The organism is Shewanella sp. 10N.286.51.B8 (assembly GCF_041469325.1).
GTDB lineage: Bacteria > Pseudomonadota > Gammaproteobacteria > Enterobacterales > Shewanellaceae > Shewanella.
Window position 1 is genome coordinate 35,169 of sequence record NZ_JBFRKG010000005.1, and the last position, 20,358, is coordinate 55,526.

Genomic DNA, 20,358 nt, shown 5'->3' on the forward strand with positions numbered 1-20,358 from the left:
CGCCCTAGTTTTATTTAATGGCCACGGTTTTGTGTTTCACACTAATCTGATGCCATGTTGTCTGAGCGAGTTTAATTGCAACCAGACTCATAAAAACACAGCTCATCGCTGATTGAGCCGGCTTGGTGAGTGACAACATACCGCAACTGAGTAGCGGTATTTTTTGTTAGTGATTAGCACTTACTTCTAACTCCTAACTCCTAACTCCTAACTCCTTAGTGATTAGTGATTAGTGATTAGTGCTTGCAGATAGTGCTGAGGGTTAACTAAATACTGGCTCAATAACGCTATTTGTCAGCTGTTTTTTTACTGGGCGCGGTAAGCCTAATGCTGCCTCAATTGTTGGCTGGGGTTTACCCAGTAAATAGCCTTGGGCGTAATCAATTTGGTAGTGCTTGACCATATTTAGCACCTTGTCAGAATCCACAAATTCAGCCACGGTTTGAATATGCATTTTGCGAGCAAACTCAGATACGGTTTCAACTAAATGTTGGGCTTTTTTATCATGATCTAGGTGACGGATAAGCGAGCCATCAATCTTAATGATATCCACATCTAAGCTGAGTAAATGACTAAAGTTAGAATAACCAGCTCCAAAGTCATCAATGGCTATTTTACAGCCAAAAGGTTTTACTTTTGCAATGAAGTCTTTTACTAATTGGTAGTTGGTGATCTCATCACTTTCAAGTAATTCAAAGGTTAATCTTTGCGCCACCCCAGAGTATTGCTTCAGTAAATTAAGCAGCTGATTCACTTGTTCAGGTAGGGCAACATCATCGATAGAGATATTGACTGAAAACTCGTAGGGCTGTAGATGAAATAATGCAAAAGATTTTGTTAGCATACTCTGCATCAATAGTGGGTAAATACGCGATTGCACGGCGGTTTTCATAAACATTGCAGGCGTTAAATAATCGCCATCAGCTTGTTTTATTCGCATTAAACATTCAAATTTCGGGGCGCTATTACCATCCAGTGGCTGGATTAATTGTACAAAGGGCACTACGGCATCATTTTGTATTGCCAGCGCCAACATACGGCTTTGCTGCATGTTGTGTTCAAAAGCTTGTGGGTTGACCATTGATAAAGAAAACAGCTGATAACGCTGAAACTGTTTAAGGGCAATTCTTCTGGCTAAATCAGCATGTTGATGCAGTTGTGAGTAATTACTATCAATACAGTGGGCTCCACCGGCGCTGAGGTTAACATATACCTCGTTGCCATCTATGGTGATGGCATGTTGAGTGACATCATCAATAATGGCTTCTGCTAGTTGTTGTAAGTGCAGATCTTCAACTTGATTGCTAAGGGTGACGACAAACTCGTTAGCGCCCGTTTTGTAAACCGTGTGCTGACTAGCGGCAGCGACGATCCGCTTGGCAATAACTTTGATAATCGCATCGCCAGTTTTTACCCCGTAAAAATCATTTATTTGGCCAAACTGATTAATGTTAAAGGCAATTAAAGAGTGCGCAGTTTTGCCTGCTAAATCTGCGTAAAGCTTTTTGCGGTTAGGCAAGCCTGTAAGATTATTAAAATAAGCCTCGGTATACAGATTAGTATTTTGCTGCTCAATTTTATTAAAACTGGTGACCAAGGACTGACGCATTAATTCGAAGTCTTCGGCCAGTTGTTGAATTTCATCTTGGCTATTTATGTAAAGTTTTTGGTTTAAATTACCCTTAACGATTCTTTGGGTCCAACTGGTCAGTATTAGAATGTCTTTGGTGACAATTTTACCGACGCGCATAAACAACCAGCTAGCGACAGCAATCAGCCCCAGCAAAAGCAACAACTGAAAAAACAGTATATTTAATAGTTCAGTGCCATAAAGCTTTACTTGAATCGACGCACCATAAAAGCCTTTTAATTGACCTCGGTAGACAATAGGCTGCATCAACTGGCTAAAACCTAGTACCCATTCAGCTTGTTGGGTACGGGCGGTTTCTATTTTACGCATATTACGTGGGCGTTTTTTTACCTGTAATTGCCCAGTAAGCGCTTGTTGTTGTGCCTTGGGAATTAATTGCGCCCATAAGCCCTTCATAAAGTAATCTTCAGAGCTAGCAAAGCCAAGTTTTGAGGCTCTATCTTGTTGGATGGTTTCATTCTGACGGCGGTGATGCAAACTGACTAATTGGCCGTTTTTATCCAGCACCGCAAAATCAGACAAGGTAATTTGAAATAAGCTGTTTTGTTTTTTATCGATGCGGGTAGTCGCTTGAGAAAAAAAACGCTCAATGGTCGCTGAGATTTGTTGTTGCTGGCTTGCTATGTTGTCAAAATCAATTTGTTCACTGGCTAGCAGTAAGTGCATGTTATGCAAGGTGTCACTAACCGAAAGCTTTATCAATTGGCGGCTTTGATGCAGTTGATAGCCAAAAAACACCACTTGTACACAAATAAGGATCAACATGTTGCTGATCATCAGTTTACGGTGAAAGGGCATTTTTAAATGCAGTAACCAATATAAAAAAGGCTCTAATACACAAAATAGTAAAAATGCCCCCACAATCGATAGAGTAAATAGCTGCACTGTGGTGGCAATCTTGGGCCAGTCAAACACGTGTAACACAGAGTTGGTATCACCCCAAGGGTTACTGGCTGTGTTAGGGGTATTCGGGTCTAAAATCCAAATCGGTGTCGGCTGTCCATCGAGATGCAGCACCAGTTTATATTCAATGTCACCGGGATGAATGGAAAGATCATATTGCCACTGGTTAGCAGAGACTTGCTGCATTTGATAATAAGGGTCGTCACTATACCAGTCAGAAAAACTGCCACTGACAAAAACCTTATTCACTTTAGCATCAGGGCTAAGACCATAATCTTGATTGAGGGCGTCAGAGAGCGGCAAGGTTAGCGTGATGCGATAAGGGCTTAACGCATCTGTAGTCATTGCATTAATTAGCCAAGTTTGAATCGGCCACAAACAGACTAGTGCAACCAAAATGCCCAGCCTCATTTTCCATTTATGTAAATAATGAGCAACTATACTCACAGACACGACCTTGTATCTTAAAAAAGTAACTACAGATGACTATATTACTTAGCCTTTGGTAAGCAATATGAGCTGCAATTTCACAGAGGTCAACAAATAGCAGTATAAAAAATGCCTTAAACAGTGTTCGGAAAAATCACCAATGATCGCAAGCCCTTATGAGGCCAGAGTTTGGGCTTAAAATAACTGATGTAACATGTTTTACACACTTGTATGAAAAATAACACCTTGGCCAGTTCAGTCTCACATCAAGGTGCTAATTTGTGAAGCTCAGCAAATAAGCTGTCTAGCAGATATAGCTTATTTTGCGTATAATAACCGCTATCTGTTTCTGCAATAAAAGTGCTATTTAAGCCACTTAAAGGCAGACAATCATTCATTTAAAGAGAACTCACCATGAGCAATATCCCACCATGTCCAAAATGTGAATCAGCCTACGTATACGAAGATGGCTCACAACTAGTTTGTCCAGAATGTGCTCATGAATGGAACCCAAACGAAGAAATCGTTGATCCAGATGCAATCATCCTAAAAGATGCAGTAGGTAACCTACTTGCAGAAGAAGACAAAGTGACGCTGATTAAAGACCTTAAAGTAAAAGGTTCTTCATTAGTGCTTAAAGTTGGTACTAAAGCGGTTATCAAACGTTTTGTTGATGCTGACCATGATATTGACTGTAAAGTTGATGGTCACGGCCAAATGATGCTCAAATCAAAGTTTGTTAGAAAGCAAAACTAAATCGCTTTTTAATTGAGTTTGATAAAAACCTGCCAAGTGCAGGTTTTTTTATGGCCGGCAGTTCAGTTGCCACCGCCTCATTGGAATCGAGAAAGTTATTGATTGGGATTGATAAAAGTTGTTTGAACTAGCCAAAGAAAAAGGGCTTAACCTTGCGGTTAAGCCCTTTTAGAATTTGGTGGAGGCGGCGGGATTTGAACCCGCGTCCAGAAAGCCTACATCCAAGGCGCTACATGTTTAGTCTCTCTTTTGGTTAACCAAGTACACTCCGAAAGACAGGATTGCAATTGGCGAGTCCGATACTATTTCGCGGTTCACCCTCGGACGGAGTTCCCTCGCTATCAAATGTAATATGACCATCTTGAATCCCTGCCCATTTGAGAGACGTGGGTAAGATGGCTAGCTAGCCTAAGCTGCTAGAGAGTAGTTAGAGTCGTTAGCAACTATAACAGTGCGGCTTTTTACGAGGCCAACCGCCCCTCGACATGCTCCCAGGGTTTCGTGAATCCTGTCGAATCCAGAATCGCCCCCAAAGTTTGTTGATTGTATCGGGTAAATACTAAAATACCTAATGTATTTGACCACAGTTACAATCGTTTGTTCATTATCCGTCCAGTCTCGACTTCTTCATTACTCGAGATTGTTCAACTTTCCACTCACGTTCTTTAGTGTCTTGGCGTTTATCGTGATCTTTTTTACCTTTACCGAGTCCTATTTCCACCTTTACCCAAGCGCTTTTGCGCCAGTAAAGTGACAATGGCACTAAGGTGTAGCCTTGACGCTCAATTAAGCCTTCAAGTTTATCAATTTCACTGCGCTTTAATAACAGCTTTTTAGTACGCACTGGGTCGCAAACTACATGGGTGGTTGCAGTGTTAAGTGGCTGAATGGTACAGCCATGCATAAAGGCTTCACCGTTTTTAATAAAAACGTAGCAATCTGCGAGGGTCACTTTACCCATACGCAAAGATTTTACTTCCCAGCCTTGAAGCTCTAAACCGGCTTCGACTTTTTCTTCGATTTTAAATTCAAAGGTGGCGCGCTTATTACGTGTAATCGTAGCGGGCGGATTCTTTGATTTTTTTGAATTCTTTTTTACCATAATCGCGTGTGATACCCGCTGTTATCCCATTTAAAAACTCTGCTTACTCGTTGACGTGTGGCAGAGATGGGGGAGAGAGAAAACTAATCTGTGGATTATACCCAAACGGCTTAAAGATGCGAGTACATTCATCAAGCTGTAATGGATGCGTTTTCTTGGGAGCATGTTAAAATCGACTCATTGTTAATATGAGTGTTGTTTTTCATGCCAAAAATTTCAAAAAGTGTACTGGTTCGATTTAGTGCAATGCAGATGTATGATCTGGTTAATGATGTGGAGTCATATCATGCATTTTTACCCGGCTGTGTGGGTGGGAAAGTGCTGGAGTTTGATGGACAAACTATGGTGGCGTCGGTTGATGTCTCTAAAGCTGGGATCCGTAAAACCTTCACCACTCGTAACCAAGTGGTGCCAGGTAAAACGATTGAGTTAAGGCTTGAGAATGGCCCTTTTAAACATTTAGACGGTTTATGGCGCTTTACCGAGTTAACGGACGATGCCTGTAAAGTTGAATTTGATTTAAATTTCGATTTTTCAAATCCATTAGCTGATTTGGCCTTTGGCAAAGTGTTTAAAGATCTGATGAATTCAATGGTGACGGCATTCACTGAAAGAGCCAAGGTGATTTACAATGACAAATGATGTTGAAACATTTGCGGTGGATGTGATTTATGCGCTACCGACTCAGCAAAAAATTATTAGCGTGAATGTGCTGCCTGGCACCACATTTATTGAGGCGGTAAAGCAAAGCAATATTGTCAGCTTTTTTCCAGAAATTGATTTAGCCAAGGTGAAGCTAGGGGTGTTTAGCCGTCAGGTCAAGCATGATGAAGTATTGGTGTCCGGTCAACGAATAGAAATATATCGGCCATTAATTGCAGATCCTAAAGATGTGCGTCGCAAGCGTGCTGAAAAAGCCAAAGAAGAAGGCCGCAGCAATAAGATAACGGGTGCAAAAGTTAACTGATTTGAACTAAAAGCGGTCATGTATTACTGCTATTACATAAATAAAAACGGAGAGAATGAAACATTCTCTCCGTTTTTATTTTTATTGCTTAAATCTGTTTTTCATTACTGCTCATCTTGCTGCGGTACATCATTTTCAGTTTCTAAGCGCTCTTCTTCAACAAGTGGGTGAATATCGCCCCTCATCGCTTTAGGTTCTTGCTCAGGTAGTAATGGTGCAACAACTGGGGCTGACACTGTTGGCAATGCCCCTTCGTTTAAAGGCGTATTAAAGTCATCACTAAGCTTATAGTCGCCTTCAACTTTGGTGAGTAAGTCGCCATCAAAGTATAAAATAAGTTCTTTATGAGTCACTTTAGCGTTACGGCCACTTTTAAAGTGATAAACGTAATACCAAATATTGTCTGCGAAACTATCACGCAACACTGGGCGACCTAAGATGTATTCAGCCTGCTCTTTAGTCATGTCGATACGCAGTTTTTCAACTTGCTGTAACTCCATGTAGTTACCTTGCGGTATATCTGGCTTGTAAATTAAGTAGTCAAAAACGCTACATGCACTTAGTGATACAGAAAGCGCAACGGCGCCTAAAAGGGTAAGACTTTGTTTTTTATTTATCATTGTCTGCGCTATTTCCTAAAAATCTGACGCCATCATACCCAAGGCTTCCCTATGCTGACAAGTGGCTATTGATACTTCATTACTACTTCAATGACGGTTATGACTCATTAGTGACTCAGTTAGTTCCCCAAATTTGACCAATGATGATTTTATTGGCGCTAAATATGTTGTGCAAATGTTTAAAAGAGGTGGTAATAGCGCTGCTATTTATATAAGTTTGATAGTAACTGGAGTTATTTTTAAATGCCGTGTGCCGCCATGGTAATGCTAGGGCATTTAGTGCAGAAAACTCTTAACCTTTTTTTGAAAAAAATTGAGCACAATGTCATTAACAAGAGTTGAACCGGGTGAGACTGGACGTTTAGTTTTTGTAGGGACGGGACTGCAACTTGCCGGCCATATCAGTAAATTAAGTCAAAGTTATATTGAGAATGCAGATATTGTATTTTCTATTGTGCCCGATGGTTTTGCTAACCGTTGGCTTGAAAGCTTAAATGGCAATCATATCTCATTACAGTGCCATTATGCTCAAGAGGGTGAAGTGAAGAATCGCCGCGACAGCTATGCTGAGATGGTTGAGGCGATTTTGCAGCAAGTTCGTCAGGATAAGCTGGTGGTGGTAGCCTTATATGGTCACCCTGGGGTATTTTCTTGTGTATCTCATTTAGCCATTAAGCAAGCGGTTAACGAAGGCTATGAGGCAAATATGCTGCCGGGTATTTCCGCTGAAGCATGTTTGTGGGCAGATTTAGGCATTGACCCCGGCTCTAATGGTCATCAAAGCTTTGAAGCAACACAATTTATGCTTTACCAGCATCATCCAGATCCTGCGACTTACTTGCTATTATGGCAAATCGCTTTGGCTGGTGAGCATACTTTGACCGAGTTTAGTACTGATCAACACCGCCTGGAGATTTTGGTTGATCACTTAAGCCAATGGTACCCACTTGATCACCAAGTTATTATATATGAAGCGGCAAACTTGCCAATTCAATCTCCAAGAATTGACCAAATTCCTTTAAAGGATTTGCCGTTTGCGCCGTTAAGTATGATCAGTACTTTATTAATCCCACCTTCAATTCCGCTGAAGTTAAATCAGCTGATGATGAAAAAATTAGGGATTAATGCCAATGATATTGGTTAACAGAATACGGGTTATTGTGGACAATAACCGCGCTTGATAGCTGTACTAATCAATAGTGATAACAACCTTGAAGACAAATAAGGAAATAACATGTCAAATTTAACCGAGTTTTTTACTCAATTAAGCTCAGATGCCAAGTTGTTAGAGGCTTATAAGAAAGATCCTCGCGGCGTTATGCAGGCCAATGGTTTATCAGATAAAGACATTGACGCTGTGATGTCAGGGGATATGGGGCAAGTTAAATCCTTGGTGGGTGATGTTGAACTGAAATCAATTTTACTCGTCCATCACTTATCGTAATTTTAACCTCATGCTAAAAGCGCTTAATCGGTTACTTTGCTCCACGTTATTCATTTTCTGCGCAGCAGTGAGTGCCGATGACGTCAGCGCTGACGATATTGACCAAAAATTAGATCTGCTAGATGTATCAATACTTAAAGATATTGATACCTCTAGCGCCAGCATTAATGAACTGTTTGGTTTGTTTGATAGTCTAAGTCGAGCGCAAAAAATAAGGCTTTATATTTTTGAGTCGGTACGGCTTATTCTTGCCGGAAAATATGAAAGTGCCTTACAGACTTTAGATAAGACTCTATTACTCAACCCGAACGATGAGCAATTAACGAATATTTATGCTTATAAAATTTCTGCTAGTATTCCTTTAAAGCGCTATGAAGATGCTTTTAGCCTACTGGAGAAAAGCCTAGCACGCATTGACAGCTTTCAAGATAACTCGATTAAAATCAGTTCCTATGTCAGGCTAATGAATACCTATCTAGATTTAGATAAATATGACGAGGTACTTAGGCTTTCGAAGATTGTTTTTATGTTAAATAAAGGCCAAGATAGCAAATCCCATTGCTATGCCATGGTACTGACATCTGCCGCGCAATTATCATTGAACCAAATCCCTTATCTAGAACAATTACAATTATTTGCAGATACCCAAGATTATTGTCAGCAAAATAATTTCCCGTTAATTGTAGCTATGGCCATTAAAGGCAAGGCTATAGTTGAGTTTGAACACCATCATTATCAAACCGCAGAAGTGTTATTTCTTAAAGCGTTAGCAGCTTATCAACCGTTTAATTTTGAGTTAGAAATTAATAATATTTACGCTTATTTAAGTGAAGTTTATTTTCAGTTACAACAATTTCAACAGGCGGTTGAGTATGCCGAATTGGTCGATAAACTGACTAACGAGCCTAATAATTATAAGGCTAAGCAGCGTGCTTATAATGTGCTTTCAATGGTGGCCAGTAAACGTGGTCAATTTAAAGTTGCTTATCAATATCATGTGCAAGCCCATGCCATAGGGATGCTGTTAATTAATGATAAAAAGGTCAAAGAAACGGCATACCAAGTTGCAAAATTCGATAATGCAGAAAAGACTCGCCAGTTAAATAAACTGGCACAAGATAAAGAAATGCTAGCGAAAGAGCGCAGCATTATGAATAACGAAAAAAGCGCTTCGTTTATGTTTTCTACCGTCTTGACGGGCACGGTAGCATTTTTGAGTTTGTTGCTTGCCACCGCATGGATGCAAAGAAATCAATTTCGTAAACAAGCTCAAATTGATTTACTCACCGGCTTGTTAAATCGTGGTACTGGCGAAGAAAAAGCCGAAGATGAATTTGTCCAAGTGCTTGCCCGTGGCGGACAATATAGCGTTATAGTGATTGATTTAGACTTTTTTAAACAGATTAACGACACCTTTGGCCACGGCACTGGGGATTGGGCACTGAAAAAGGTTGCTGAGGTGATAACGGCGAATACCCGTAGTACAGATATCGTCAGTCGAATGGGTGGTGAAGAGTTTGCTATTTTTATGCCTTTTACCACAATTGAATTAGCAGTTGAGTTAGCGAAAAAAATACGATTTGATATTGAGTCGATTGATACTCGTTTTTCTGGTCATCAATTTACAATTACCGCAAGTTTTGGGGTTAGCCAAATAACGGCAGATGATCTAAGCCTTGATCCCATCATTAACCGTGCAGATACAGCCTTATATAAAGCAAAATCTGAAGGTCGAAATAAAGTGGTTTATTTATCATAGCTACCTGCTTTGGGCGTTTTTATCTGCACCAATATGGCTTCTGTATTTGCAAGCTTTGACCTTCCTTAGTGCAAAAATGCTTTAAATTGTGACTGTTTTTAACTTTTTATAAAAAAAGATGCATTTTTTTTCGACTAAACCAATAACTTTTGTGATGTTGATCCGGTTACAACTCCACCAATCTAGAGTATATATTCTATACAGCCTATTTTGTTTACGTAAACGTCAAATTAAAACAGTTGTTTAAATTTGGTTGTGATTAAGCATATTATAACTCAATGATTTTAATTATTTTAATGGCTTTACCTCAGGGTATGTTCAAAACAAAATGCTATTTCTACTTTAGTAGAAAACTGCCTTAAGGCTGTACACAATTATTTGCGATATGTAATTAAAGTACTTGTGTAATTACCTTTTTGTGCTGTTGGTAAATTGGTTGGACAAGTTACCAACTAAAACCAATTAAATGTTGTTTTAATTTTTATCTGTTTTAAATCAGTGTCTTGTTGTGTTTTTGCTGTTGGTGTTACCAATTATTAGGTTGCTGTTTGGCTTGTTGAGGATGTTATTTGGTTGTTGCAAATGCAAACGTTTCTGGTTAGGTTTTAGTACGAAACAAACATTTGATGGTTAAAAAGTAGCAGGGTTTGTTTTTAGATATGTGGAAGTAAGTTGTCTGTTTATAAACACTGATAGAGGTGTACAGATAAATACGCTTACTGACCACCATTTAACTTTTAAAAACGAATTATTGCTCAAGGGGCTAAATATGACAGCAGAACAACTAATGGCTAAATATGCTAAATCACAGCCAAGTGCTGAAACTGATTTACCAACAAGCTCAGAGCTTGCTTTGATTGGCCCAGAAGTCCCTGGCCAAGAGGTTATCTTCAATGATGGCTCACTGTCATTATTGGCTAGTTTATGTGGTGCTTTTGCTGCAGAAGTTCCTGAGTTGCTATCACAGCGAAAATTAAAGCAGCAACGCATTGATGATGGTCAATTACCTGGCTTCTTACCTGAAACCCGCGCTATTCGAGATGGTGAGTGGGCGATTAGAGGGATACCTGAAGATCTTACTGACCGTAGAGTTGAAATTACTGGCCCTGTAGATCGCAAAATGATTATTAATGCGCTGAATGCCAACGTAAAAGTATTCATGGCAGATTTTGAAGACTCACTAGCACCAAGCTGGGAAAAAGTCGTTCAAGGTCAAATTAACTTACGTGATGCAGTGCGAGGCGATATTAGCTTTACTGCTGAGGCAACAGGCAAACATTACAGTTTAGATGAAGATCCTGCAGTACTTATCTGTCGAGTACGTGGATTACACCTTAAAGAAAAGCACGTTGAGTTCAAGGGCGAGTCTATTCCAGGTGGTCTGTTCGACTTCGCGATGTATTTTTATCACAACTACCATCAATTATTAGCTAATGGCAGCGGCCCTTACTTTTATCTTCCTAAGCTTGAAAGTCATGTTGAAGCGCGCTGGTGGGCAAAAGTGTTCGCATTCGTTGAAGAACGTTTTTGTTTAAAGCCAGGCACAATAAAATGTACCTGCCTAATTGAAACGCTGCCGGCAGTATTCGAAATGGACGAGATTTTATATGAACTACGTTCAAATATTGTGGCATTAAATTGTGGCCGCTGGGATTACATTTTCAGCTATATCAAAACCTTGAACAAACATGCTGACCGTGTTTTACCAGATCGCCAAGCAGTCACTATGGATACGCCTTTTTTAAGTGCTTATTCACGTCTACTGATTAAAACCTGTCACAAGCGTGGCGCATTAGCTATGGGCGGCATGGCAGCATTAATTCCGGCTAAAACAGCCGAAGAAAATGAAATTATTTTGCAAAAAGTAAAAGGTGATAAAGAGCTTGAAGCGCGTAATGGACATGACGGTACTTGGGTGGCACACCCTGGTTTAGCCGATACCGCCATGGCGATTTTCAATGATTATATTGGCGCCGGAACTAACCAGTTGCACATTACCCGTGATGTCGATGCACCGATATTAGCCGAAGAGCTGCTGACACCTTGTGATGGTGAACGTACCGAAGCGGGCATGCGTTTAAACATTCGTATCGCAGTGCAATATATCGAAGCGTGGATCCAAGGTAATGGTTGCGTTCCTATCTACGGATTGATGGAAGATGCCGCTACAGCAGAAATCTCACGCACCTCGATCTGGCAGTGGATCCAACATGAAAAGTCACTTTCTAATGGCAAGTTAGTCACTAAAGACTTATTCAAAACCATGCTGGCTGAAGAGCTAATTAATGTCGAGCAAGAGCTAGGGCTGCAAAGGTTTACCAGTGGTCAGTTTACTAAAGCGGCCAGTCTGTTTGAGGAAATTACCACCTCTGATGAGTTGGTCGATTTCTTAACACTACCGGGTTATGAGTTATTAACAGCTTAAATTCAGTAGACGTATTACAAAAGTTTAATTTATAACGGCTGAGAAAGGTTATAGATTCGTGTCGCATCAACAAGAAGTGGGCACAGGTTACTTTGACCAAGTGACAAGCTGTATTCAAGGCGGTTAATCTTCAGTGAGGGCATTGACCGGCTTTACCGAAGAAGAGCTGTTTTAATACCACTTCTGTAACAGTTTAGCTGCCATGCAGCTGATGTCCCCCGATGTAGTTTACCTACAGGCTACATCGGGTTTTATCCAGTATTTGGAATTTTAGCGCAAGCTAGTTGTCGTTCTTAATGCGAGGATTTTTACTTCCTACCCAGTAAGTTTTCAACCATTTGCTTGTGTTGCGGCTCTTATGAGCCGTTTTTTTTTGCTTAAAATTTATAGCGAAATCACAGCTGATTCAGTTAAACCTTCTAGTTATGTTATTGATTAATATCAATCCAAAGCGGCTAAAGGATTAGTGAGTCATTATCGAAGGCACCTAATGCTAGAGTAAATAACATAGACACTAATAGGGGGGAGTTTTGTTGCTGTATTCTTTTGCTTATGGACTTTTTTGACTGATAGCTCGTTAAACTCATATCTTGAGAAACTAATCGATTGTTTGGCTTAAGCGCTCAAGTAAGCAAAGCCAGCGTAGCTAAGTTGCTGGCTTAGGTTTTTAATCAATATTAACTTATCGATAGAGGTTATTTAGCTTGTTTCTTTGCGCCTATCAACTGCGCCACGGCTTTGGCATTGTCGTTAGGCACTGCAATACTTAAATGATATTGAATAATTTTCCAGCCATCATCAGTTAATTGTAGTGCACCTGTACCGCGACATAGACCATAACTGGCGCTTTCAAGTAATTCATCAAAAACAATGGTGTTATCAAACTGCAGTAGCTGGCGTGAGCTGACTTCATAATGCCAACCATCTGTAGGTCTGGCATAACCGGCAAATTGTTGCATATCCCAGCGCTCTGTGGCATCAGTGCCTAAAAACACCGCTTGCTGGTGATATAGCGAAAAGTAACTGTCCCAGTTCGCCTGGCTGGCATTTTGGTGTAGTTGGTCGAGAATGCTATTAGCTTGTTGCTTTGACTCGTCAGAGAGTGCCTCTTGAGCTGCTAGGGGTAAAGAAGACATTAAACATAAACTAGTGGTTAATAATAATCTTAAGATGGCTTTGTGCATGAAAATTCCTTGTCTGCTAAATGCTGGCTGGTAATGATAGCCGCGAAAATCAATGACTCAATGCTGATCTTAATGCCAATTGATTGGGTCTAGCTGATAAAACTGACTCAGTTCTTTATAAAGCAATTGATGCTGTTGGTAAAACGCTAACGGTTTCTCGAAAAAGGTTTCACTAATGACGGCAAAAAACTCAGCAGGATTGGTCGCACCATAGTAGTTAAACAGCGAGGGTAATTGATGCTGGGCACAATATTGCAGCGCTTTAAACTCACGACCGAGTGTTGCTGACCAAGTGGCATAATCGGTGAACTCTTTTAATGGCGGTGCGCCATTGGCATTGCCGTTTTCCTGATCTAGCTGATGAGCAAACTCATGAATAACCACATTTTGACCATCAAATGGCGCTGCAGCGCCGTCCAAAGTACTTTTCCACGACAAGATGATCTTGCCATTACCCCAGGACTCTCCCAGTAACACATTACGTTTATTAGAGGATACGCCGGCAAAGTCGGTGTTATTTTTCTCAACAATAAACGCATAGGGATACACTAAAATTTGTTTTAACTTGGGGTAAAAATTGGTTTTTCGATTGAGTAATAACAAGCAGGCTTGCGCGGCAATGGTCACTCTTACTTCGTCGGTAATGTTGAAGCCATCACAGCCGACAAATTGTTTTTCATCAATAAAAATCTGGATTAACTTTTTTAGTTGTAGCTGCAGATCTGTGGGCAATGCATGAAAATAGGGTAAGCGACGCTTAAGGATTTGCCGCCATGCTTTAGGGAAAGGCCTTGTCATAAGCTGTTGCCTGCGCTTTTCAGTGCGTTGAGACTTAGTCATAATCAACGCGATGGCAGTTACCGCAACGGTGACAAGTAAAAACACTGCAAACATTCAGCTCTCCCAGATTATATTAGCTTGTCATTATGTTATTGGGTGAATTTGCGCCAAATTCAAGTGGCTGATTTTTATTGAGACAAAAAAAACTGGCAAACAACCAAGGTTGCTGCCAGAAAGAAGGGGAGGGAGTTTATTTTTATAGTTGATTTAACGTATTTGCAGTCGTTGCTCTATTTGCTGTTGTTCTTCAAGTGATAATGAAAAATGCTGTTTAATCAATATTCTAATTAACTTTGACTTTGCCGATTGGCTGCTTTGACTTAAGCAGTTTAATTGCTCAATTGCCGCTTCACTTAAGGTAAATGTTGCCCGTCTAAATGGTTTAGGTTTTTCATTTATGGGTTCATTCGCTTCAGCTTGGGTGGTTAATTCCCATAGTTGCTGCATCGCCTGTTGGTTTGAATCTGCATTTTTACAGGCGCTCGACTGCTGTGGTTTGCCCATAGCGTAAAGATTTGCTGCCTCAATAAAGTCATCAACTGACATTTGCGGCAAAAAAGGCGTACTACATGGCGTAACGGTTTTCTTCAGATCGGCCAGGCCCATAACTTCCCCCTAATTGCGTTACATTATCGTTATTATTTCGCTGCCTGATTAGCTGTTTGGCATCGCTTACTTCTAGCAATTCACAAGCAATATTACGGATTTCAACCGCGGCTTTTCCATTGGGGTCTATTTCAATGACTGACAAGCCAGACTCTTCACTGTCGTCATAAATATTTCGGCTGTAAGTAATCGCATCAAGCACGTTAATATCGTAAGTTTTACATACCTCTTTAGCTTCGAGTATTCGACCTGCTTGGTTAGGCAAACTTGGACACTGAGTTACCACAAAAGAGGCTTTCATGGTGGGATTAATCATTTTGCAGGTAGCGACAATATCATCCATGTGACTGACCGTTTTTAGGTCTCTACGCTTGGGTCTTAGGGGCATTAAGGCGTGAGAGGCCACTGATAATGTAGCGCGCAGGGCTAAATTGTCTTGGCCGCCGCAGTCAACGAGTACATAATCATAATGTTTCTCAAGACTGAGTAAGTCGTTACGGATTTTTCCGTACAATTGGACGCAATTTATTGCTGGTAATTCAGGGTTGTTATTGCGCGCTTGGATCCAATCTGATGTGGTTCTTTGCGGGTCGCAATCGACCATGATAATACTGGCTGTGGCTTCTTTAGCGAGAAATACTGCGATATTTTGGGCTAAGCAGCTTTTACCACTACCGCCTTTTTCACCACCGACTAAGATAATCATCAAAACATCTCCTGATGTGGTATAACGCCATTGGATTGTCAATCATTATTGATTCGCTTGGTTATAAAAGGTTGATTTTTTGTTGGCGCTTTATGTTGCGCTTGTTATTAACTTTATGTTGCTATGACTTGGTCGTCAATGTGCTATAAATTGACGGTTTTAGTGGCTTTGACAGGGGTTTGTTTTTTGACAAAATAGCGGCTAATGGCGATTTTTTGACTGTGTTAACCTTATGAGCTATTCACTAGAATTTATCAATAAATTGAATTGCTTAAGTTGATTATTTAATAAATCAATGACCAGAAAAGTGGCTAGTGTTGCCAACCGCTAAATGTAAATGACTCTTATCTATAACTAAACTTTGCTTTTGTATTTATCGCTATTCCAAAATGTTATATTGCTATTGTTAACTAAATCTCCTGAACAAAAAGACTTTGACACTATGAATGAGAAATTATTATTAGAAGCCATTAACCAAACCATGCCATTTGGTAAATATGCTGGACGAAAGTTACTGGAATTACCCGAGCCATACCTGGTGTGGTTTCATAGTAAAGGTTTTCCTGAGGGGAAGTTAGGCGAGCAATTGGCATTGATGTATGAAGTAAAACTTAATGGTTTAGAGCAGATGCTGCAGCCGTTATTAACAAAGTAAATCCACTGGTTAACGTGTTTGTAAGACTTGTCTTTATCAGTTGATATCTTGCCTTGTGCTGCTGAGGATTAAGATTTAAGTGAGCGGCTTGCTTAAATAGAAACTATTAATCACCTGCTGTTGACTGATTTGGTAGCTTGGCTGGATCAGTGTAAACCCTTGCTTGATGAAAAATGCTTTTGATAAGTATGACGCATCAACATTCAACTCTGCGTAGCCTTGGCTGAGAGCCCACTTTTCTAAGGTTTCATAAAGCTGACATGCTAGCCCTTGTTGCTGATAGGCGGGGGCGATATACAAACTATCAATATAACCGCGGCTTTTAAAATGGGTTTCGACATTGATAACCCCAATAACCTTTGGCTGCTGACTTGCTAAAGTATCGGCTTTGTTTGTTGCCAGCATTAACCAAGATTGCGATCGCGTCAGCCGTAATTGCCAATGTTTTGCTGAGCGCGGTTTAGTTGACCATGCGGCTAACTGGGCTTGAGAGTATCGTCGGTGTGAGATTTGTCGAACACTTTGATGAACTAGCTCACTGACTTGCTGAGCAAAAGCAGGCCTGAAGGTGATAATTGAATATTGCGCTGTTTGAGTCATGGCTGCTTGATATCAGATAAAAAATCGGCTAATGAAAATTAGCCGATTATGGGGTATTTATTGCTAAAGCGAGTTATTTTTTCTCGATTTTGCCAACAAATAATAATTTATCAAAGGTTTTGTTTAATGTGCTGCTGGTGAAATCTTGCATCCACATTTGCTCATTCATGATCACAGTGTCACCTTTAGTGATCGCAACTTGTGGGCCAGCAGCCCAAAAAGTTTTATCTTCTGCTTTAACTTGAACATAGGTATAACCACCGCTGTTCATCGTTTCTACTACTTCACCTTGGTGCATAATACCAGCAGCCCATGCTGATGATACGCCTAATGCTAATGTTGCTGCTGCAGCTAATTTGATCAGTTTTGCTTTCATGAATACGTTCCCTATTTGATTAGGCTAAATTTTGCAATGATTCAGGTCATGAATCTACATAAAGATAGTTTATTAAATCATGAAGCGCACACAGGGTCTGTGATCCGCGGCAGATTTGTGAATACTAAATTACTACACAAGGCAAAATTTAAACTCAATATTACCTGTGGCTAATATAGTAAACATTAGGCTGTAATGGGTTTTCGATTAAGTTTCCATGCTGGGTAACAAAATCAACAAAGGCTTCAGGTAACGTCATGGTATCTAAGTCTTGTTGCCAATGGGCTTTTAGTAATGCGTCATAACCTTCTTTACCTAAGGCGGTATAGGCCGAAGACACCCCAATATAGAGCTTTTCAGGATCAATTGCCGACCATAAACCGTCTTGATATAACTCAACGGAGGTAATACGTTGATGCATCGCTAAGGTGCCATCATAGAAATAGCGGATACCATAAGTGTAGGGGAAGCTACCAGCGCCAGTGCCAGTTACCCCATTATTGGTGGCGGCATTAATGGCCGACTCCAGCACTTCATAAAGGTATTTGCCTTGAATTTGATATTTCACTAATGGCAACTCAAAAGGCAAAATCCGCCCTAATACATCCGCCATTGATAAGCTGCCTTTATTTAATGACTGCCGAACGCCACCGGCATTATGTAAGGCAAAATCGAGTTTTTCACCTGAATGCTTAGTGGCTTTAAACATACTTCTACAAACCCAAGGGGCAATTTCACTGCCATGGGGAAAGTGCTTACTGGGTAAACGGGTATGAATGAAATCATGGGGTATGTAAGCAAGCACTTGCTCTTCTAGCGCATTTAGCGCTGGGCGGTATTGCTCCATTATAGTGTTATGAATGCTTTCACAGGCCTGATCACCACGGATAGCAGGGTGGCTGATAAGTTTGGTTTTTACGCTATTTATTTGCTGCTCTGTGGGCAAAGTATTGAGGTTAGTAAGCTGATTATCTTGCTTAGGATTAAACAGCACTTCTAATTCATCATCAATCATAAAGTAGTTATTACCATTTATGGCAATACAGGCGCCAGAGCGATCAAAAGTGATATTAGCTAAGCCTAAGACTTCAGCGTATTTACTGGCATGGATGATAGGGGTGTTATTTACCCGCTCAGCATAGGGAGTGTGGCTAAGACCTAGTTCATCGAATTGACCTTGTAAGGTATGTGAGTGCCCACCAACTATGACGCTGATCCCAGATACTTTTTCTGCTAACTCTCGGTCTTGATCTAGCCCTAAATGGCTGAGGACAATAATATGCTGTATGCCTTGCTGCTGCAGACTGGCAATGGTATTAGCCGTCGTGTCAATGGCATTGATAAAGTGGGTATCAGGATCGGGGCGAGCAATCAGCGGCATCTGATCCAGCGTAATCCCGACAATGGCGATGTGAGTATCATAAAACGGCTTAACTAGCACCTTGGCACATTGGGTCTGATTGTCGTAATCATAAAGCATAGGGTGACCACTTAGGCGGCCTTCTTTATCGGTTAACTCTTGGCTGAGATCCATATTGCCAGCTAACACCGGAAATTCGATACGATTTAAAAAAGCCAGTACTGGGCTATTACCTGCATCTATTTCATGATTACCTAACACCATAGCATCGGGTTTGAGCATATTGAGTAGGTGCGCGTTAGCCGCGCCTTGAAATTCTCTAAAATATAAGGTGCCTTGAAAGCTATCGCCGCCATGCAAAAACAAAAACTCATGGTTATGTTGAGCAGCTTGTTGCCTTGCTGATTCAATTTGATGGCCTAAACGGGCGTAGCCACCTGTTTTCGTGTTGACGTGATAATGCTGTTGCTCGACCGATAAGGAAAATTGAACACTGCTAGGCTCAAAATTAGAATGAGTATCGTTAATATGAGCAAGGCTAAGGCGATAGTTATTGGGCATCTTTTACTCTAATACAGAAAAAGGAGGCTGTTCCTGATCCGGCGTTTAATGAACTTAATGGGTGACTGATTTTTGTAGCTGTTTACTTTAGTCGTTGTTTACTTTAGTTGCTGCTAATGCATAGCCGTTAAACCAAGGCTGTGGTTATATTAACTAAATTAAAAAGGGAGCTTAAGCTCCCTTAAATCTATAGCTATAAAGCTAGAGTATTATTGCGGTGGGGTTTGAGATTGCTTGGTAAACTCACCGTCATCAGATAATACAATGCCTTTATGCTTCATGCGGCTACTCCACAATTTACGCGCTAATTGCTGCATATCGGTGACAGGATCGTTTGAATCGACAATTTCTAGTCCCAGTAAAGACTCAACAATATCTTCTAAGGTGACAATACCTTCACCAGAACCATACTCATCGACAATCATAGCGATTTTAGTATTTCGCTTAATCATCAATTCAAATATCGGTAAAATCTTGGCGGTTTCAGGGATAACCAGCAGGTTTTTCTTCAATACACCAATGGATTCTTTCTGGGTGTAACGTTCTGCTTGAATGATATTATTACGGTTAACATAACCAATAATATTATCAGGGTCGTCTTCATATACAGGAATACGGGTAAAGGGTTTAGCTAAAAACTGCTGCACAAATTGCCCTTGGGTCAGAGTCACCGGTAATTTAAACATCACGGTTCGCGGTGTCATAATCGCTGAAACGGGCATTTCTTTAACCGATAACATTTGCGTTAAAATGGCAGACTCTTGTTTATCAAGTTCACCTGATTGTCGCCCAATTTCGGCCATCGCACTCATTTCTTGACGAATATACTTCCCTTCGTCGCCTTTACCCATTAATTTGGTGACTTTTGAAGACATCCAGATTAGTGGTTTGGTAATACGCTCTAACCACACTAAAACTAGCGACACTGATGGCGCTAATGAACGCCAATAGTTTGCACCTAAGGTTTTAGGAATGATTTCTGAGAAAAATAAGATGAGAAAGGTCAGTACCCCGGAAAATACCCCTAGCATTTCATCGCCAAAGACCTTTGCCGCTTGAGCACCAGCAACAGCTGCGCCTACGGTATGGGAAATGGTGTTGAGAGTCAGGATAGAAACCAGTGGTGATTCCACGTTTTCTTTCTGTTTATTAAGCCGATCGGCAGCTTTACGATTCGTTTTAGCCAAAGTGGCAATATAACTAGGCGTAACAGACAGTAGTACCGCCTCAAATACACTACAAAGAAAAGAGATTGCAATGGCGATAAATACTATAATGATAAGGGTTATCATAAAGGTGGAATTACACCTCCAAATGGCAGACCAATATTAGTCCGAGGAAATTCTAGCATAGTCTCTAAGCTTTGTTGCTACTTCTATAGCCAAATTTTGTTAGGATCTGTATAATTCGCCGC

General features: G+C 40.6%; 19 protein-coding genes and 1 other RNA gene. 8 read left to right on the forward strand and 12 right to left on the reverse strand.

The window, feature by feature from the left end:
* Window positions 1-262: 262 nt before the first annotated feature.
* Complete coding sequence (locus AB4160_RS02300) at window positions 263-3,001, reverse strand: EAL domain-containing protein (protein ID WP_372003486.1); 2,739 nt, start codon at window positions 2,999-3,001, stop codon at window positions 263-265.
* Between the two features lie 396 nt (window positions 3,002-3,397).
* Between AB4160_RS02300 and AB4160_RS02305 the strand changes: the two genes are divergently transcribed.
* Window positions 3,398-3,739: a zinc ribbon domain-containing protein YjdM gene (locus AB4160_RS02305; protein WP_076542642.1), complete on the forward strand. Its 342-nt coding sequence runs from the start codon at window positions 3,398-3,400 to the stop codon at window positions 3,737-3,739.
* Between the two features lie 176 nt (window positions 3,740-3,915).
* On the opposite strand, the gene ssrA is transcribed toward AB4160_RS02305, so the two are convergent.
* Window positions 3,916-4,270, reverse strand: a transfer-messenger RNA (tmRNA) gene (ssrA, locus tag AB4160_RS02310).
* A gap of 73 nt (window positions 4,271-4,343) precedes the next feature.
* On the reverse strand, window positions 4,344-4,841 hold the full coding sequence (smpB, locus tag AB4160_RS02315) for an SsrA-binding protein SmpB (RefSeq protein WP_076542647.1): 498 nt from the start codon (window positions 4,839-4,841) through the stop codon (window positions 4,344-4,346).
* Window positions 4,842-5,045: 204 nt separating this feature from the next.
* Here smpB and AB4160_RS02320 point away from each other — a divergent pair, with 204 nt between their 5' ends.
* Entirely contained in the window at window positions 5,046-5,483 is a 438-nt protein-coding gene (locus AB4160_RS02320) for a type II toxin-antitoxin system RatA family toxin (protein ID WP_102440491.1), read from the forward strand.
* Window positions 5,473-5,808: an RnfH family protein gene (locus AB4160_RS02325; protein ID WP_102440492.1), complete on the forward strand. Its 336-nt coding sequence runs from the start codon at window positions 5,473-5,475 to the stop codon at window positions 5,806-5,808. The genes AB4160_RS02320 and AB4160_RS02325 overlap by 11 nt, the downstream gene beginning before the upstream one ends.
* A gap of 104 nt (window positions 5,809-5,912) precedes the next feature.
* On the opposite strand, the gene AB4160_RS02330 is transcribed toward AB4160_RS02325, so the two are convergent.
* A complete protein-coding gene (locus AB4160_RS02330; protein ID WP_102520534.1) occupies window positions 5,913-6,428 on the reverse strand; it encodes an outer membrane protein assembly factor BamE in 516 nt (171 codons plus the stop codon).
* Between the two features lie 322 nt (window positions 6,429-6,750).
* Between AB4160_RS02330 and AB4160_RS02335 the strand changes: the two genes are divergently transcribed.
* The 4 genes from AB4160_RS02335 (at window position 6,751) to aceB (ending at window position 12,056) form a co-directional block, all read left to right on the forward strand.
* The gene (locus tag AB4160_RS02335; RefSeq protein ID WP_372003488.1) at window positions 6,751-7,572 is read left to right on the forward strand and encodes an SAM-dependent methyltransferase; all 822 of its coding nucleotides are present in this window, start codon (window positions 6,751-6,753) and stop codon (window positions 7,570-7,572) included.
* Between the two features lie 90 nt (window positions 7,573-7,662).
* On the forward strand, window positions 7,663-7,872 hold the full coding sequence (locus AB4160_RS02340; RefSeq protein WP_372003490.1) for a hypothetical protein: 210 nt from the start codon (window positions 7,663-7,665) through the stop codon (window positions 7,870-7,872).
* A gap of 67 nt (window positions 7,873-7,939) precedes the next feature.
* Entirely contained in the window at window positions 7,940-9,631 is a 1,692-nt protein-coding gene (locus tag AB4160_RS02345) for a diguanylate cyclase (protein WP_372003492.1), read from the forward strand.
* Window positions 9,632-10,400: 769 nt separating this feature from the next.
* Window positions 10,401-12,056 carry a malate synthase A gene (gene aceB / locus AB4160_RS02350; protein WP_372003494.1) on the forward strand — a complete coding sequence of 552 codons (1,656 nt, stop codon included), beginning with the start codon at window positions 10,401-10,403 and terminating at the stop codon, window positions 12,054-12,056.
* Between the two features lie 695 nt (window positions 12,057-12,751).
* Here the strand turns inward: aceB and AB4160_RS02355 are convergent.
* The 4 genes from AB4160_RS02355 to AB4160_RS02370 all read right to left on the reverse strand — a co-directional run bounded on the left by AB4160_RS02355 (window position 12,752) and on the right by AB4160_RS02370 (window position 15,392).
* Window positions 12,752-13,240, reverse strand: coding sequence for a nuclear transport factor 2 family protein (locus AB4160_RS02355; protein ID WP_102440600.1), 489 nt, complete (start codon window positions 13,238-13,240; stop codon window positions 12,752-12,754).
* A gap of 69 nt (window positions 13,241-13,309) precedes the next feature.
* Window positions 13,310-14,134: a zinc-dependent peptidase gene (locus AB4160_RS02360; protein WP_372003496.1), complete on the reverse strand. Its 825-nt coding sequence runs from the start codon at window positions 14,132-14,134 to the stop codon at window positions 13,310-13,312.
* A gap of 153 nt (window positions 14,135-14,287) precedes the next feature.
* Entirely contained in the window at window positions 14,288-14,686 is a 399-nt protein-coding gene (locus tag AB4160_RS02365) for a CopG family transcriptional regulator (RefSeq protein WP_133126441.1), read from the reverse strand.
* Complete coding sequence (locus tag AB4160_RS02370; RefSeq protein WP_076542673.1) at window positions 14,646-15,392, reverse strand: AAA family ATPase; 747 nt, start codon at window positions 15,390-15,392, stop codon at window positions 14,646-14,648. The genes AB4160_RS02365 and AB4160_RS02370 overlap by 41 nt, the downstream gene beginning before the upstream one ends.
* A 442-nt stretch (window positions 15,393-15,834) precedes the next feature.
* On the opposite strand from AB4160_RS02370, the gene AB4160_RS02375 reads away from it, so the two are divergent.
* Window positions 15,835-16,047: a DUF3820 family protein gene (locus AB4160_RS02375; RefSeq protein WP_102440597.1), complete on the forward strand. Its 213-nt coding sequence runs from the start codon at window positions 15,835-15,837 to the stop codon at window positions 16,045-16,047.
* A 75-nt stretch (window positions 16,048-16,122) separates the two neighbouring features.
* Here AB4160_RS02375 and AB4160_RS02380 read toward each other — a convergent pair whose 3' ends face one another.
* From AB4160_RS02380 to AB4160_RS02395, 4 genes are all read right to left on the reverse strand, one after another.
* On the reverse strand, window positions 16,123-16,647 hold the full coding sequence (locus tag AB4160_RS02380) for a GNAT family N-acetyltransferase (protein WP_102440596.1): 525 nt from the start codon (window positions 16,645-16,647) through the stop codon (window positions 16,123-16,125).
* A gap of 73 nt (window positions 16,648-16,720) precedes the next feature.
* On the reverse strand, window positions 16,721-17,023 hold the full coding sequence (locus AB4160_RS02385; protein ID WP_102440595.1) for an NrfJ: 303 nt from the start codon (window positions 17,021-17,023) through the stop codon (window positions 16,721-16,723).
* 160 nt (window positions 17,024-17,183) lie between these two features.
* Window positions 17,184-18,944 (reverse strand): bifunctional UDP-sugar hydrolase/5'-nucleotidase, encoded by a 1,761-nt coding sequence (locus AB4160_RS02390; protein ID WP_102440594.1) that lies wholly within the window; start codon window positions 18,942-18,944, stop codon window positions 17,184-17,186.
* Between the two features lie 209 nt (window positions 18,945-19,153).
* A complete protein-coding gene (locus AB4160_RS02395; protein WP_372003498.1) occupies window positions 19,154-20,236 on the reverse strand; it encodes a CNNM domain-containing protein in 1,083 nt (360 codons plus the stop codon).
* Window positions 20,237-20,358 lie beyond the last annotated feature (122 nt).

Bases quoted from the DNA above. Each gene is read 5' to 3' on its own strand.
- AB4160_RS02305 (WP_076542642.1), top strand. From the start codon at position 3,398: ATGAGCAATATCCCACCATGTCCAAAATGTGAATCAGCCTACGTATAC.
- AB4160_RS02375 (WP_102440597.1), top strand. From the start codon at position 15,835: ATGAATGAGAAATTATTATTAGAAGCCATTAACCAAACCATGCCATTT.
- AB4160_RS02395 (WP_372003498.1), bottom strand. From the start codon at position 20,236: ATGATAACCCTTATCATTATAGTATTTATCGCCATTGCAATCTCTTTT.
- AB4160_RS02355 (WP_102440600.1), bottom strand. From the start codon at position 13,240: ATGCACAAAGCCATCTTAAGATTATTATTAACCACTAGTTTATGTTTA.
- AB4160_RS02390 (WP_102440594.1), bottom strand. From the start codon at position 18,944: ATGCCCAATAACTATCGCCTTAGCCTTGCTCATATTAACGATACTCAT.
- smpB (WP_076542647.1), bottom strand. From the start codon at position 4,841: ATGGTAAAAAAGAATTCAAAAAAATCAAAGAATCCGCCCGCTACGATT.
- AB4160_RS02320 (WP_102440491.1), top strand. From the start codon at position 5,046: ATGCCAAAAATTTCAAAAAGTGTACTGGTTCGATTTAGTGCAATGCAG.
- AB4160_RS02330 (WP_102520534.1), bottom strand. From the start codon at position 6,428: ATGATAAATAAAAAACAAAGTCTTACCCTTTTAGGCGCCGTTGCGCTT.
- AB4160_RS02340 (WP_372003490.1), top strand. From the start codon at position 7,663: ATGTCAAATTTAACCGAGTTTTTTACTCAATTAAGCTCAGATGCCAAG.
- AB4160_RS02370 (WP_076542673.1), bottom strand. From the start codon at position 15,392: ATGATTATCTTAGTCGGTGGTGAAAAAGGCGGTAGTGGTAAAAGCTGC.
- AB4160_RS02335 (WP_372003488.1), top strand. From the start codon at position 6,751: ATGTCATTAACAAGAGTTGAACCGGGTGAGACTGGACGTTTAGTTTTT.
- AB4160_RS02360 (WP_372003496.1), bottom strand. From the start codon at position 14,134: ATGTTTGCAGTGTTTTTACTTGTCACCGTTGCGGTAACTGCCATCGCG.
- AB4160_RS02385 (WP_102440595.1), bottom strand. From the start codon at position 17,023: ATGAAAGCAAAACTGATCAAATTAGCTGCAGCAGCAACATTAGCATTA.
- AB4160_RS02380 (WP_102440596.1), bottom strand. From the start codon at position 16,647: ATGACTCAAACAGCGCAATATTCAATTATCACCTTCAGGCCTGCTTTT.
- aceB (WP_372003494.1), top strand. From the start codon at position 10,401: ATGACAGCAGAACAACTAATGGCTAAATATGCTAAATCACAGCCAAGT.
- AB4160_RS02365 (WP_133126441.1), bottom strand. From the start codon at position 14,686: ATGGGCCTGGCCGATCTGAAGAAAACCGTTACGCCATGTAGTACGCCT.
- AB4160_RS02325 (WP_102440492.1), top strand. From the start codon at position 5,473: ATGACAAATGATGTTGAAACATTTGCGGTGGATGTGATTTATGCGCTA.